This window comes from Methylobacterium sp. CM6257, assembly GCF_054611515.1.
This window is the reverse complement of sequence record NZ_CM137735.1, coordinates 6120332-6133415: the sequence shown is the minus strand read 5'-3', so window position 1 is coordinate 6133415 and position 13084 is coordinate 6120332. Positions and strand designations below refer to the sequence as shown.

Below are 13084 nucleotides of genomic sequence, written 5' to 3'. Positions count from 1 at the left end.
CGCGAGGGCCGGCGGGAGCGCTACCTTAGCCGTTGCCGCGCTCCGGCGCGAGCGCGCACCCGCGACAGCGGGCTGTTCTCAGCCCCGTCGCTCCTTGCCGCCTTGCGAGCCCTGCCGGCCCTTGCCCGGCGCGGTCTGCTCCTGCTCGGCCTCGTAGGCATCGATGGCGCGGCGGCAGTTCTCGCTGAGCTTCTTCCAGTTCTTCTGGAAGCAGGCATCCGTGGCCGGATCGTCAGGCGCCAGATTGCCGCAATAGGTCAGGTAATCGCCGGTGCAGTACTTCTTCAGAGTCTCGTTGCCACGCTTGGACTGCTGTGCCGCTGCCGGCAGCGTCAGGGCGACGGCTGCCGCGGCGGCGAGGACGATCGGCTTCAGGCGCATGGGGATCCGTACCATCTGTCGAAATTGAGAACTGCAGGACAAGTCGGGTTGCGATGATGCCTTTGCGTGGTCGAAACAAGGCACGTGTCGCAGGTTTCCGGGCAGGATTTCGGGGCGAGGGCTCGCTTCGGCGGCGATCCCGGTCAAACGCGCTCGGGTTGCGGAACCGGGTGGGCTGCCCGGGGCATCTGACCCGGGCCCGTGAGGGCGTCGGCGACCTCCACGATGCGCCGGCGCAGTTCCGCGTTCTCCCGCTCGACACCGGATTGCCGATCCGCCAGCGTCTGGGCCAAGGCCTCCTCGGCCGCCTTCAGGCTGGCGCGCAGATCGTCGCGCTCGGCCGCGAGGGCCTCGGAATCGGGGCCGGGCGACGAGGCGGTGTTCCGGCGCAGCGCCAGCAGGCTGTCGAGGAGGTCGGCATGGGCCTCTTCGAGGGCCTGGAGGGTGGCGAGGCTCGCCGTGCCGTCCTCGCGGGCGACGATCAGCTCGGTCTCGAGCTCACGGGTCTTGGCCTGCGCCTGCGCGATCTCGGCGTCGCGGACGGCGATGTCGCGGGCGAGGGCTGCCGCCCGCATCGTGCCGGCCCCGATCGCCGCCAGGTCGGCCTGGCGCTTGGCCTCCACGGTCTCCACCCGGCGCTCCAGGCGGCGCTGCTGCACGGCGAACTGTGCCCGCAGGAAGTCGCGCTCGGCGGCAATCTCGGCCGGCGACAGGGGCAGGCGTGCCTCTGCCCGCCGCCGCGCCAGGCGCGCGGCGCGCGCGTTGAGGGCCGGGAGCAGCAGGAGGCCGCACAGGCTCGCCGCCAGGAAGCCCAGCGCGAAGATCATTACCGTTTCAATCACGAGGGAATAGCCCGCGCTTGCAGCCGGAATGCCCGGCCCGATCCCATATCTAGCCCAGGTCGGTGGCCAGGGTGAAATCCGGCCCCTCCTGTCAATCAGAACGGGTTCCAGGTCGGTTCCCGGGTGAATTTCAGATAACCGACATTGATGCCGAGGCGTGCCCCCACGCCGCTGCGGATCGGCACCACGATGATCCGGTCGTTCACCACCGCGGTCATGCCGAAGCCGCCGACCAGATAGGCCGAGCCGTCGACGCCCGCGAAGCGCCGGTACAGGTCGCGCACGTTCGGCAGGTTGTAGACCAGCATCATCGTACGCGCGCCGTCGCCGCCGACATCGAAGCCGAGGGAGGGGCCCTGCCAGTAGATGCGCCGCTGGCCGGCGTTGCGGGTGTAGAGCGTGCCCTCCCCGTAGCGGACGCCGGCCACCACCGCGCCCCCGCCCTCTTGGCCGAGGATGTAGCCGTTCGGCTCGCCCCAGCGCCGGCCCGCCTCCTCGACGGTGAGCGCGAGGCCGCGCGAGACCGTGCCGAAGAACCGGTGGCCGGATTCCACGATCTCGCCGGGGCGAAAGGTTTCGGGTGTGTCGCGATCCTCGCCGCGCGCCAGGGCTGCGCTGGGAGCGCCGAGGCCGGCCAGCGGGGCGCCGAGCGTCAGGGCGACGCCCGCGCGCAGCAGGTGGCGGCGGTTGGTGCCGCGATCGTCTCGTGCCGTCATCGTTGTCTCCTCGCCCGGTTCGATTAACGGTTCGCGCGATGGACCTGTGCCGCTCTCGTGCCGCCGGGCCGGCAGGCGGCCGGGCCGACGGCCCGGACGGCCTGGAGCTGTCATCCGTCCGAGCCTGCGCGCCGCGCGGGAACGGGCGGGTGAGTCGGACCAGCTTCTGAGGGAATTCGCAAGATGTGGTTAATGCGTCCTCACCCTGCAGCCGAGGTGCCGCGCGGGCCGAGGCTGGCTGTCGCGGCGCTTCTGATCGCCGTGCTGGGGTGCTCCCGCCCGGCGGGCGCGGAGCCGGCGAGGGCGCAGATCGCGCTGCTGACGCTCAACGGCTTCGATCCGGTCAGCTACTTCCTGGAGGGCGGTCCGCAGGCCGGAACCGCGCGCTTCGAATTGTCCTGGGGCGGACGGGTCTGGCGCTTCGCCAGCAGCGCCAACCGGGAAGCCTTCCGGGACGATCCGGCAGTCTACGCCCCGCGGCTCGGCGGCTACGACGCTGCCGGGATCCTGGAAGGCCGCCTGGTGGATGCCGATCCCCTGGTCTTCGCGGTGATCGGCGATCGCCTCTACCTGTTCCGGGACGGCGCGCGCCGCGCGCGGTTCCTCGCGGATCCCGGCCTGGCCGGGCAGGCGGAGGCGGCCTGGCCGGGCTTGCGCGACCAGCAGGATGGCCCGGCTATGGAGGCGCCGCGCTGAGCCGCGCCGCGCCGCTTCCGCAGGACGGGGGGAGGGCGAGCCGGGGAGCCAGGGCCGGGTCGCCGAGCGCCGCGAAGGGACCGTTGCGGTGGTCGGGCCCGCGTCGTCCGTAGCGGATCGGGCCGCCGCCCGGCACCACCACGCAGCCGCCCGCCGCCGCGACGATGTGATCGCCCGCGGCCGTGTCCCATTCCATGGTCGGGCCGCAGCGCACGTAGATGTCCGCCTCCCCGGCGGCGATCAGGCCGAACTTCAGGGCGGAGCCGACTTGGCGCGTCTCCAGAACGGGCAGCGCGGCGAGACAGAGGGCGGTCTCGGGATCGCCGTGGCGCCGGCTGCCCAGGGCCACGAGGCCGCCTTCCGGCACCGCGCGCGCATGGACGGGACGCCCGGCCCCCGGCCGCCCCGCGACGACGGCGGCCTCCGAGGTCGCCGTGCCCGCCCACCAGACCCGGCCGAGCCCGGGCGCCGCGAGCGCCGCTGCCACCGGGCGCTCGCCCGCCACCAGGGCGATGTTGACCGAGTAGTCCGGCGTTCCCGCCAGGAAATCGCGGGTGCCGTCCAGCGGATCGACCAGGAAGAAGTGATCGGTGGTCCTCGCGTCGGGCTCGCCGCTCTGCGCGCGCTCCTCCGCGACCACCGCGATCCCGGGGAAACGTCCGGCGAGGGCGGTGACGATCAGATCCTCGGCCTCGACATCGGCGGCGCTCCAGGGAGAGCCGTCGGGCTTCAGCGCGTGCGGGCAGGGGCCGCGATGATAGCCGCGCAGGATCTCGCCTGCCGCACAGGCGATCTCGGCGAGCACAGCGGCGATCCGCTCGCGCTCAGGCCCCGAGATCGTTGCCGCGCCTGTCATGGTCCCTCCCAAGGCCGTCCTGCATGCCCGAGAGGGCGCGGAATGTCGACGTCTTCCGGTGCGGGGGCAGGGCTGCGAACGCGGTTTGACGCGGCTCGGCATCGTGCCGTGCCGTCCGTTTTCTCGTCCCGGAATTGCCGAGCAGGGTCCGGATCCGCACCGCGTCCGGGGCTTTCTCCGGGCCGGTGGAGCGGCGGCCGAACCGGGTTCGGGATCCAGCAGCGGTGACGCCGCACAGCGGCTTCGCATCCCGGCCGCGCACTACCCCACCAGCGGCGGCAGCCGAGATGGCGCCTCTTCGGGCAGCGCCGTGCGGGCGACGTTCATGGTCATGGCCAGCAGCGCGTAGTAGCCGTTGATCCCCGTCAGATCGATCGCTCCCTGCTCGCCGAAGTGCGCGACCACGGCCGCGTAGGTGGCGTCGCTCACCGCGCGGTTGCGCATCAGCTCCGTCGAGAAGGCGTAGGCCAGGGCCTCGTCGGCGCTCATCGTGTCGGGGCGGCGCCCCTCGGCGAGCGCCTGGGCGGTCTCGGGCGCGACGCCGGCTTTCAAGGCGATCGGGTGGTGGATCGCCCACTCCACCGGTTGGCTCCATTCCCGCGCGACGATCAGGATCGCGAACTCGCTGATGCGCAGCGGCAGGGCGCTACCGTAGCGCAGGTATAGCCCCATCCGGCTCGCGCAGAGCATCAACTCGGGGCTGCGCAGGAGCGGCACGAACGGCCCGAAGACCGGAACGCCGCGCTCGGCCGCGAATGCCGCCGCGGCCTCGGCTTGCGCCGCCGACAGGCGTTCGGCCGGAATCTCCGGCATGCGCTCCGTGCTGGTCTGCCCGCTGCCCATGCGTTTCCACTCCCCTGCATCGTCCCCGGCACGCGACGTGCTCTGGATTTCCGGTTCCCGTGCGCCTAGACCGTTCAGGCTCACCGGCACGACCCGCGCCCCGACCGGGCCGCGATCCCTAACGCCAGCGAGGCTTACGGCTTTGGCCCTCCCCGTCAACGAACGCCGGCGCATCATGCTGCTCACGGGTGCAAGCCGGGGCATCGGTCACGCCACGGTCAAGCGCTTCTCCGCGGCCGGCTGGCGCGTGATCACCTGCTCGCGCCACGCCTTCCCGGAGAACTGCCCCTGGGAGATGGGCCCCGAGGACCATCTCCAGGTCGACCTCGCGGATGCGCAGGACACCGTCCGCGCCATCGAAGAGGTCCGCGGGCGGCTCGCAGCCGAGGGCGGTGTGCTGCACGCGCTGGTCAACAATGCCGGCATCTCGCCCAAGGGGCCAGGGGGCGAGCGGCTCGGTGCCCTGGCCACGGAATTCGACGAGTGGCAGCGGGTGTTCCAGGTCAACGTCTTCGCCACGATCCTGCTGGCGCGCGGCCTGCGCGAGGAACTCGCTCGGGCCAAGGGCTCGATCGTGAACGTCACGTCCATCGCGGGATCCCGGGTCCATCCCTTCGCGGGGGCCGCCTACGGCACCTCCAAGGCGGCGCTCGCCGGCCTGACCCGCGAGATGGCCGCCGATTTCGGGCCGCTCGGGGTGCGGGTGAACGCCATCTCCCCCGGCGAGATCGACACGTCGATCCTGTCGCCGGGCACCGAGAAGCTCGTCGAGCAGATCCCGCAGCGCCGGCTCGGCACCCCGGACGAGGTCGCCAAGGCGATCTACTTCCTGTGCACCGAGGCGTCCTCCTACGTGAACGGGGCCGAGCTTCACATCAATGGCGGCCAGCACGTTTGACCAGCCTGCATGCCGCGACGGAGATGACCGTCCTGGGTGAACGTCGGACCGCGCGGCGCCGAGGCCTGCGGGCGCTCCTGGGCGTGCTCCTGTGCGCGGCGCCGGTCGCCAGCGCGCAGGCAGAGCCCGGCATCCGGATCCTCGACCTGCCCTTCAAGGTGCGCGCGCTGCGCGGCTCCCGCAGCGAGGCCGCCGTCTCGGTGGCGACCTCCGGCCTGCTCCCGATCGCGGGCGCGAAGGTCGGCCAGCAGGCGGGCGACGAGGAGAGCGCACCCATCGCCGTGGTCTGGGGTGACGAGGGCGGCGCCGTGCTCGCCTTGGCGGACGGCAGCGTCACCGTGCGGCCGATCGGTCGCGAGGCGGTGGAGGGGCTCACCGCCGCCGAGACGCCGCGCGGGGCCCTGCCGGGCTCGCGCCGGGCGTTGTCCGGTCCCTTGAGCGCCTATCTCACCGGACGTACCCGCGCGCCCGACGGCAGCGAGGCCGCCGCCGTCCTGACGATCCGCGAACGCCAGCCGATGGCCGTCAGCACCGATCCGAAGCCCGTTCCGGTGGCCACCGCGACCGTGCCGGCGGGCAAGGATGCAGTCTTCGCCCCGCTCCGGCCCCGTCTGCTGCGCCTCTCGGATCGCCCGGCCCTGCTGGCGGCGACGCTGTCCGGCGGGGATGCGGGCGGTCTCGCGCTGATCGACCGTCCGGCCGGCGAACCGGGCGCGGCCTGGACCGTCACGGCGCGCACCCCGCCGCAGCCCGGGCCGCCCCTGAAGATCGCCGGCATCGCCGATTTCTCCGGGTCCGGCGCGCCGCAGGCCGCGACGGTCAGCGCCACCGGCCGGCTGCAGCTCTGGACGCTGCGGCCCGACCGGATCGAGCCTGCCGGCGAGGCCGCGGGCTACGCCGCGGGGGAGGGCGATTCGGACCTCGCCGTCACGGTTCCGGCCACCGGCAGCCCCGAACTCGTGCTGCCGGTGGCAGGCCGCCCCGAGATCGCGCTCGTGGCCGCCAAGGGCTCCCTGCACGAGCGCCTGCGCGTGCCGCTCCCGGCATCGGCCGAGACCGGAATCGTGGTCCTCGGCGAGGGCGCGGGCGCGCGGCTGCTGATCGGCCTGGCGGACGGGCGCGTGGCCGTCGTGGCGCCCGACGGAGGAAAACCTTGACCGCGCACACGACGGAGGCCGATAGCCGCCTGTTCCCGACCCGCCCCTTCGTGGGGGCCTCGATCGCGGTGATCCGGGGCGACCGCGTCCTGCTGGCGGCGCGGGCGAACGAGCCCATGCGCGGCGTCTGGACGCTGCCGGGCGGCCTCGTCGAGGCCGGCGAGTCGCTGGCCGAGGCGGCCCTGCGGGAATTATCCGAGGAGGTCGGCCTCCCGGCCGAAGTGGTCGGCGTGCTCTCACCCACGGAGATCATCGTCCGGGACGAGGCGGGCCGGGCCCGGCACCATTACGTCGTCCACCCGCACGCCGCCCTGTGGCGGGGGGGCGAACCGGTGGCCGGCCCGGAGGCACTGGGGACCCGGTGGGCGACGCTCTCCGAGGTGGCCGGCCTTCCGACGACCCCGGGATTGCTCGACACCCTGCAGGAGGCCTTCGCGCGGGTGCGGGACCGCGCGCGGATGCAGCAGGACGGGGAGGCGACCGCGTGAGGCGCCCGGCGACGATCCTGTGCCTGCTCGCGCTCCTGGCCGGGCCGGTCTCCGCACCGGTCCTGGCGCAGCAGCGCTCCGGCCGCCCGGCCGCGCCCCCGGCCAAGGATGCCGCGAAGGACGCGGCCAAGGAGGCGAACGCCCCCGCGGACGTGCCGGCCCCCTACGACCGCGACCTGTTGCGCATGTCCGAGATCATCGGCGCGCTGGCCTTCCTGCGGAGCCTCTGCAACGCCGCCGACGCCGCGGACTGGCCGGCCCGCATGAAGGCGCTGATCGAATCCGAGGGCGTGACCCCGGCCCGCCGCGACCGCCTGGCCGGCGCCTACAACCGCGGCTACCGGGGCTACGCGCTGACCTATCGGGTCTGCACGCCGGCCGCCCACGAGGCGGCCGCCCGCTACGTCGCGGAGGGCGACCGGCTGTCGCATGCCCTGGCCGGCCGTTTCGGAGGGTGATGCAGGCGCAACACACTCCTCGACGATGCCGGCGAAGCGTCGGATTTGAGCCCTCGCGTTAACCGATCCGAAATTCCCGGCTGGCCGAGCCGCCGGGACCTGCTTATCATCCGTTGCATCCGCCGGGTCCCGTGCCCGGCGCAATGGAAGTGTCGGGCCATGCAGCACATCTCTCACACCGCCCCCATCGAGGTCGATGTCGAGGAGAAACGCGTCGCGCTGAGTTACGTCTCGGAAGCGTTCGCGGAAGGCTGCCTCGACGGGCTCGACGGCGATTGCATGGCCCAGGCCGCGCTGTTCGCCGCGTTTCAGGAGTTGGTGACGACCTACGGCGAGGAAGCGACGGCCCGTTACGCGGAAGGCTTCCCGGAGCGCATCCGGGGCGGTGCCTTCACCACGACCCTCCAGCATTGAAGCCGTGATATCGGGCGGTTGAGGCACGGGCGGCCAGAGACTACGTCCCGGGCGCGCGGTTCGATACGCCGGACCGCCCGCCGTCTGAGGAAGAGCCCATCATGCCCGTCGCCCTGCTGCCGGACCGCGCCCTCGTCACCGTCACCGGACCGGATGCCGCGGCCCTTCTCCAGGGCGTGCTGACCTGCAACGTCGAGACGCTGCAGGCGGGTGAGGCGCGGCTCGGCGCCCTGCTGACGCCGCAAGGCAAGATCCTGTTCGACTTTCTCGTGTCGCGGATCCCGGAAGGGTTCCGGTTCGACGTGCAGGCGGATCGGGCCGCGGATTTCGCCAAGCGCCTGACGCTCTACCGCCTGCGCGCGCAGGTGACGATCGCGGCCGACCCGACCGTGGCGATTGCGGCGGCCTGGGACGGTGCCGCCCCGGCGTCGGCCGAGCCCGTCGCCGATTCCCGCCATGCCGAACTGGGTGCGCGGCTCTACGCCGCCGAGGGTGCCTTCTCGGCCGATGCCGCCGAGGCGGATTACCACGCGCACCGGATCGCGCTGGGTATCCCCGAGGGCGGGCGCGACTACGCCTTCGGGGACGCGTTCCCGCACGAGGCGCTGATGGACCAGCTCGGCGGCATCGACTTCAAGAAGGGCTGCTATGTCGGCCAGGAGGTGGTCTCGCGCATGCAGCACCGGGGCACCGCCCGGACCCGCATCCTGGTGGCCGCGTATCCGGAGGGCGCCGCGGCGCCCAGCACCGAGATCACGGCGTCCGGCAAGGTGCTCGGCACCACGGGCAGCGTCGCGGGCACGCGCGGCCTCGCCCTGGTCCGCCTCGACCGCCTGGGCGACGCGCTGGCCTCCGGCGAGACCCCGCGGGCGGGCGATCATCCGGTCAGTCTGGAACGTCCGGCCTTCGCGACCTTCGCGATGCCCGACGGTGCGACGAGCCAGGTCGGGTAGTTCGGATTGGGCCGCGAATGCGCCGCCGTATGTCCGCTCCGGCGATGGCGTTCTGCTCCTGTTCTCGTTAAACCGGGCCGATGTCCGAGACCGGCCTGATTGATCATCCCGACGGCTGCCCCCGGTGCTGGTGGGCCGGCCTCGACCCGCTCTACGTCGCCTACCACGACACCGAATGGGGCGTGCCCGAGCATGATGGCCGGGCACTCTACGAGAAGCTGATTCTCGACGGATTCCAGGCCGGCCTATCCTGGATCACCATCCTGCGCCGCCGCGAGGGCTTTCGTGCGGCCTTCGCGGGCTTCGATCCGGAGCAGATCGCGCGCTTCACCGAGGACGACGTGGCGCGGCTGATGCAGGATGCCCGCATCATCCGCAATCGCGCCAAGATCCAGGGCACCATCGCGGGCGCCCGGGCCTGGCTGCGGATCGAGGAGAGCGGCCCCGGCTTCTCACGCTTCCTCTGGGATTTTGTCGACGGACGGCCGATCCAGGGCACAGCCCGAACACGCGCCGAGATCCAGACCGAGACGCCGGTCTCCCGAGTGATCGGCACGGCCCTCAAGGCGGAGGGCTTCTCCTTCTGCGGCCCCACCATCGTGCACGCCTTCATGCAGGCGGTCGGCATGGTCAACGACCATCTCGTCGGATGCCACCGGCACGGGCCCTGCGCCGGGCTGGGGCGAGCACCGTGAGCGAGCCGGCCCCGCGCGCGTGGCAGCGGATGCTCTCCGGCCGCCGACTCGATCTCCTCGACCCGGCGCCCCACGACATCGAGATCGCCGACATCGCCCACGGTCTCGCCCGGGTCGCCCGCTGGAACGGCCAGACGCGGGGGCCCCACGTCTTCTCGGTGGCCCAGCACAGCCTGCTGGTCGAGGCGGTGGGCCGCCATATCGCCGCCGGATGCACCGATCCGGAGAGCCTGGAGCTGCTGCTACACGACGCGCCGGAATATGTGGTCGGGGACATCATCTCCCCCCTGAAGGCCGCGATCGGCGATGCCTATCGCGGCGTCGAGTTGCGCCTGCTCACCGCCGTGCGCTGCCGCTTCGACCTGCCGGCACCCACGCCCGCCCTGACAGCGCTGGTGAAGCGAGCCGACCGGATCGCCGCCCATCTGGAGGCGGTGCGCCTCGCCGGGTTCGAATCCGACGAGGCCGCGCTCTACTTCGGTCAGGCGGAGGATCTGCCCGAGCCGGTGCTGGCGCTGGCCGAGCCCTGGCCGACCGCCGAGGCCGAGGTGCGGTTTCTCGACCGTTTCCGCTTGCTGCGCCCGAGCCGATAAAGCCGCCCTCGATCCGTCACGATCGCCGGGCACTGGCGCGGTCACGATGCCCACGATCCACGTCTGCCCGCTCTCGCGCCTGCCCGAGACCGTCGTCGCCACCGGCGCGAGCCATGTGCTCACGCTGATCAATGTCGGCACGCCCCTGGAGCGGCCCGCCGTGATCGAGGCGGGCAACCACGTCGTCATCGGGGTCAGCGACATCGCGGCACCGCGCGACGGCCACGTTTTGCCGGCTGAAGAACACGTGGCCGGCATTCTGGCCTTCATCCGGGCCTGGCCACGGGAGAAGCCGCTGGTCATCCATTGCTATGCCGGGATCAGCCGCTCCACCGCAGCGGCCTATATCGCGGCCTGCGCACTGGCGCCGGAGCGCGACGAGGGCGTGATCGCCGACACTCTGCGGGCAGCCTCCCCGTCCGCCACACCCAATCCGTTGTTCGTGGCCATCGCCGACCGGATGCTCGGCCGCGAGGGCCGCATGGTCGCGGCCATCGCGCGGATCGGCCGCGGCGCCGACGCGTTCGAGGGCACGCCGTTCTGTCTGACGCTCACGTGAGCGCGCCCGCGACCATACGGACAAGGCGCCGCCCCGTCCCGGTGGCGGCGATGAGCCGGGTTTCCGGCAGCGCGCGGGAGTGTGGCGCAAACGCCGCCGCACCGCTCCAAAACGATGCGGAGCGGGCCGACGCCCCTTGCCCCTGGGTTGTAGCCGCGGGGGCTGCCGCCGTAGAACCTCTCCAAAGGAAGCATCTGGGATGAACGCGAGCAGACCCGAGGTGGCCCCGGCCGCCGGCGACCTGCCCTTCGAGAAGGCGCTGGAACAGCTCGAGGAAATCGTGCGCCGGCTCGAGCGGGGCGACGTTCCGCTCGACGAGTCGGTGGCCATCTACGAGCGCGGCGAGGTGCTGAAGAAGCATTGCGAGGCGCTGCTGAAGCGGGCCGAGGCGCGGATCCAGCGGATCACCCACGGCTCCGACGGGCGGCCCGAGGGCGTCGCCCCGCTCGACATGTCCTGAGGCTCGGCGGTCAAACCGATCCCATCCGTTAGAGGTTGATGCCGTGGCAATTTCCCCCGAGCAGAGCGCGCTTCTCGACCGTGTCCCGACTCCTGCGGCGCTGCGTGCGCTTCCGGAATCCGAGCTTCAGGCTGTGGCGGACGCGGTGCGCGCCGAGATGATCGACGCGGTGTCGGTCACCGGCGGCCATCTCGGCTCGGGTCTGGGCGTGGTCGAGCTGACGGTGGCGCTGCACCACGTGTTCGACACCCCCGACGACCGCATCGTCTGGGACGTCGGCCACCAGTGCTACCCGCACAAGATCCTCACCGAGCGGCGCGACCGCATCCGCACCCTGCGCCAGGGCGGCGGCCTGTCGGGCTTCACCAAGCGGGCCGAGAGCGTCTACGATCCCTTCGGCGCCGCCCACTCCTCCACCTCGATCTCGGCCGCGCTCGGCATGGCGGTCGCGCGCGACCTCGACACCGCCGCCGCCAAGGCGAAGGGCCGCACATCCAAGCGCCGCAACGCCATCGCGGTGATCGGCGACGGCTCGATGTCGGCCGGCATGGCGTATGAAGCCATGAACAATGCCGGCGCCCTGCACTCGCGCCTGATCGTCATCCTCAACGACAACGACATGTCGATCGCGCCCCCCGTGGGCGCCATGTCGGCCTATCTGGCCCGGCTCGCCTCGGGGGGCACCTACCAGTCCCTGCGCGAGACCGCCAAGCAGCTCGGCAAGCTCCTGCCCAAGGCCCTCTACCAGCGCGCCGCCGCGGCCGAGGAATACGCCCGCTCGCTGGTGGTCGGCGGCGGCACCATGTTCGAGGAGATGGGCTTCCACTACGTCGGTCCGGTGGACGGGCACAATCTCGACCACCTGCTGCCGGTGCTCAAGAACGTGCGCGACGCCGAGCACGGCCCGATCCTGCTGCACGTCGTCACCCAGAAGGGCAAGGGCTACGCGCCCGCCGAGGCGAGTGCCGACCGCTACCACGGCGTGGTCAAGTTCGACGTGGTCTCAGGGGTCCAGGCCAAGGCCAAGCCGAACGCGCCGGCCTACACGCGGGTGTTCGGCGAGAGCCTGATCAAGGCGGCGGATGCCGACGACAAGGTGGTGGCGATCACCGCCGCCATGCCGGGGGGCACCGGCATCGACCTGTTCGGCAAGGCGCATCCGGACAAGACCTTCGACGTCGGCATCGCCGAGCAGCACGCGGTGACGTTCGCGGGCGGGCTGGCCACGGAAGGCTACCGGCCGTTCGTGGCGATCTACTCGACCTTCCTGCAGCGGGCCTACGACCAGGTGGTGCACGATGTGGCGCTGCAGAACCTGCCGGTGCGGTTCTGCCTGGACCGGGCGGGTCTGGTCGGCGCCGACGGGGCGACGCACGCGGGCGCGTTCGATCTGGCCTACCTGTGCTGCCTGCCGAACATGACCGTGATGGCGGCCTCCGACGAGGCCGAGCTGGTGCACATGGTGGCGACCGCCCACGCGCATGATGCGGGCCCGATCGCGCTGCGCTACCCGCGCGGCGAGGGTGTGGGCGTGGAGCTGCCGGAGCGGGGCGAGGTTCTCGCGATCGGCAAGGGCCGGGTGGTGCGCCGCGACGCGGAGGCGCGGGTGGCGCTCCTGAGCCTGGGCACGCGCCTGGCGGAGGCCTTGAAGGCGGCGGATGCGCTCTCCGAGCAGGGCGTGGCGGTGACGGTGGCGGACGCGCGCTTTGCCAAGCCGCTGGACGAGGCGCTGGTGTTGGAGCTTGCCCGCGAGCACGAGGTTCTGATCACCGTGGAGGAGGGCTCGCGGGGCGGGTTCGGCGCGATGGTGCTGCATCTTCTCGCCGAGACGGGCGCGCTGGATGCGGGCCGGGTGCGGGTGCGGACGCTGACGCTGCCGGACGCCTACCAGGACCAGGACAGCCCGGAGAAGATGTACGCCGAGGCCGGGCTCGACGCCAAAGCCATCGTCAAATCAGCCCTCGATGCCCTGCCGGCGGCCTCCGGCAAGGCCGAGCCGGCGAGCAATGTGGTAAGCGTGCGCCGCCGCCCGCGCTGACTGCGCGTCTTCCAACGGCCCTCCGACCCGCACGCCT

General features: G+C 72.2%; 17 protein-coding genes. 12 read left to right on the top strand and 5 right to left on the bottom strand.

Going from position 1 to position 13084, the window contains the following annotated elements; all coding sequences use genetic code 11:
- Positions 1-78: 78 nt before the first annotated feature.
- From ACYCO6_RS29850 to ACYCO6_RS29840, 3 genes are all read right to left on the bottom strand, one after another.
- Positions 79-381: a 3',5'-cyclic-nucleotide phosphodiesterase gene (locus ACYCO6_RS29850; RefSeq protein ID WP_459766126.1), complete on the bottom strand. Its 303-nt coding sequence runs from the start codon at positions 379-381 to the stop codon at positions 79-81.
- A gap of 143 nt (positions 382-524) precedes the next feature.
- Positions 525-1208 (bottom strand): hypothetical protein, encoded by a 684-nt coding sequence (locus tag ACYCO6_RS29845; protein WP_459766124.1) that lies wholly within the window; start codon positions 1206-1208, stop codon positions 525-527.
- A gap of 110 nt (positions 1209-1318) precedes the next feature.
- Complete coding sequence (locus ACYCO6_RS29840) at positions 1319-1939, bottom strand: DUF1134 domain-containing protein (RefSeq protein ID WP_459766122.1); 621 nt, start codon at positions 1937-1939, stop codon at positions 1319-1321.
- A 192-nt stretch (positions 1940-2131) separates the two neighbouring features.
- On the opposite strand from ACYCO6_RS29840, the gene ACYCO6_RS29835 reads away from it, so the two are divergent.
- The gene (locus ACYCO6_RS29835) at positions 2132-2635 is read left to right on the top strand and encodes a YHS domain-containing (seleno)protein (protein WP_459766120.1); all 504 of its coding nucleotides are present in this window, start codon (positions 2132-2134) and stop codon (positions 2633-2635) included.
- Here the strand turns inward: ACYCO6_RS29835 and ACYCO6_RS29830 are convergent.
- Positions 2616-3491 carry a 3'(2'),5'-bisphosphate nucleotidase CysQ family protein gene (locus ACYCO6_RS29830; protein WP_459766118.1) on the bottom strand — a complete coding sequence of 292 codons (876 nt, stop codon included), beginning with the start codon at positions 3489-3491 and terminating at the stop codon, positions 2616-2618. The two genes, ACYCO6_RS29835 and ACYCO6_RS29830, sit on opposite strands and share 20 nt — an antisense overlap.
- Before the next feature lie 261 nt (positions 3492-3752).
- On the bottom strand, positions 3753-4334 hold the full coding sequence (locus ACYCO6_RS29825) for a carboxymuconolactone decarboxylase family protein (protein WP_459766116.1): 582 nt from the start codon (positions 4332-4334) through the stop codon (positions 3753-3755).
- A gap of 175 nt (positions 4335-4509) precedes the next feature.
- On the opposite strand from ACYCO6_RS29825, the gene ACYCO6_RS29820 reads away from it, so the two are divergent.
- The 11 genes from ACYCO6_RS29820 (at position 4510) to dxs (ending at position 13047) form a co-directional block, all read left to right on the top strand.
- Complete coding sequence (locus tag ACYCO6_RS29820) at positions 4510-5232, top strand: SDR family NAD(P)-dependent oxidoreductase (protein ID WP_459773782.1); 723 nt, start codon at positions 4510-4512, stop codon at positions 5230-5232.
- Between the two features lie 23 nt (positions 5233-5255).
- A complete protein-coding gene (locus ACYCO6_RS29815) occupies positions 5256-6389 on the top strand; it encodes a hypothetical protein (RefSeq protein WP_459766114.1) in 1134 nt (377 codons plus the stop codon).
- Positions 6386-6877 carry an NUDIX hydrolase gene (locus ACYCO6_RS29810; RefSeq protein ID WP_459766112.1) on the top strand — a complete coding sequence of 164 codons (492 nt, stop codon included), beginning with the start codon at positions 6386-6388 and terminating at the stop codon, positions 6875-6877. Before ACYCO6_RS29815 ends, ACYCO6_RS29810 begins: the two co-directional genes overlap by 4 nt.
- Positions 6874-7335: a TIGR02301 family protein gene (locus ACYCO6_RS29805; RefSeq protein ID WP_459766110.1), complete on the top strand. Its 462-nt coding sequence runs from the start codon at positions 6874-6876 to the stop codon at positions 7333-7335. Before ACYCO6_RS29810 ends, ACYCO6_RS29805 begins: the two co-directional genes overlap by 4 nt.
- Before the next feature lie 159 nt (positions 7336-7494).
- Positions 7495-7749: a hypothetical protein gene (locus ACYCO6_RS29800; RefSeq protein ID WP_447718657.1), complete on the top strand. Its 255-nt coding sequence runs from the start codon at positions 7495-7497 to the stop codon at positions 7747-7749.
- A gap of 101 nt (positions 7750-7850) precedes the next feature.
- The gene (ygfZ, locus tag ACYCO6_RS29795; RefSeq protein WP_459766107.1) at positions 7851-8702 is read left to right on the top strand and encodes a CAF17-like 4Fe-4S cluster assembly/insertion protein YgfZ; all 852 of its coding nucleotides are present in this window, start codon (positions 7851-7853) and stop codon (positions 8700-8702) included.
- A gap of 80 nt (positions 8703-8782) precedes the next feature.
- On the top strand, positions 8783-9397 hold the full coding sequence (locus ACYCO6_RS29790; protein WP_459766105.1) for a DNA-3-methyladenine glycosylase I: 615 nt from the start codon (positions 8783-8785) through the stop codon (positions 9395-9397).
- Between the two features lie 29 nt (positions 9398-9426).
- On the top strand, positions 9427-9990 hold the full coding sequence (locus ACYCO6_RS29785) for an HD domain-containing protein (RefSeq protein WP_459773781.1): 564 nt from the start codon (positions 9427-9429) through the stop codon (positions 9988-9990).
- A gap of 46 nt (positions 9991-10036) precedes the next feature.
- On the top strand, positions 10037-10549 hold the full coding sequence (locus ACYCO6_RS29780; protein ID WP_459766103.1) for a tyrosine phosphatase family protein: 513 nt from the start codon (positions 10037-10039) through the stop codon (positions 10547-10549).
- 199 nt (positions 10550-10748) lie between these two features.
- On the top strand, positions 10749-11009 hold the full coding sequence (locus ACYCO6_RS29775; RefSeq protein WP_459766101.1) for an exodeoxyribonuclease VII small subunit: 261 nt from the start codon (positions 10749-10751) through the stop codon (positions 11007-11009).
- A 43-nt stretch (positions 11010-11052) separates the two neighbouring features.
- Positions 11053-13047 (top strand): 1-deoxy-D-xylulose-5-phosphate synthase, encoded by a 1995-nt coding sequence (dxs, locus tag ACYCO6_RS29770; RefSeq protein WP_459766099.1) that lies wholly within the window; start codon positions 11053-11055, stop codon positions 13045-13047.
- Positions 13048-13084: the final 37 nt, after the last annotated feature.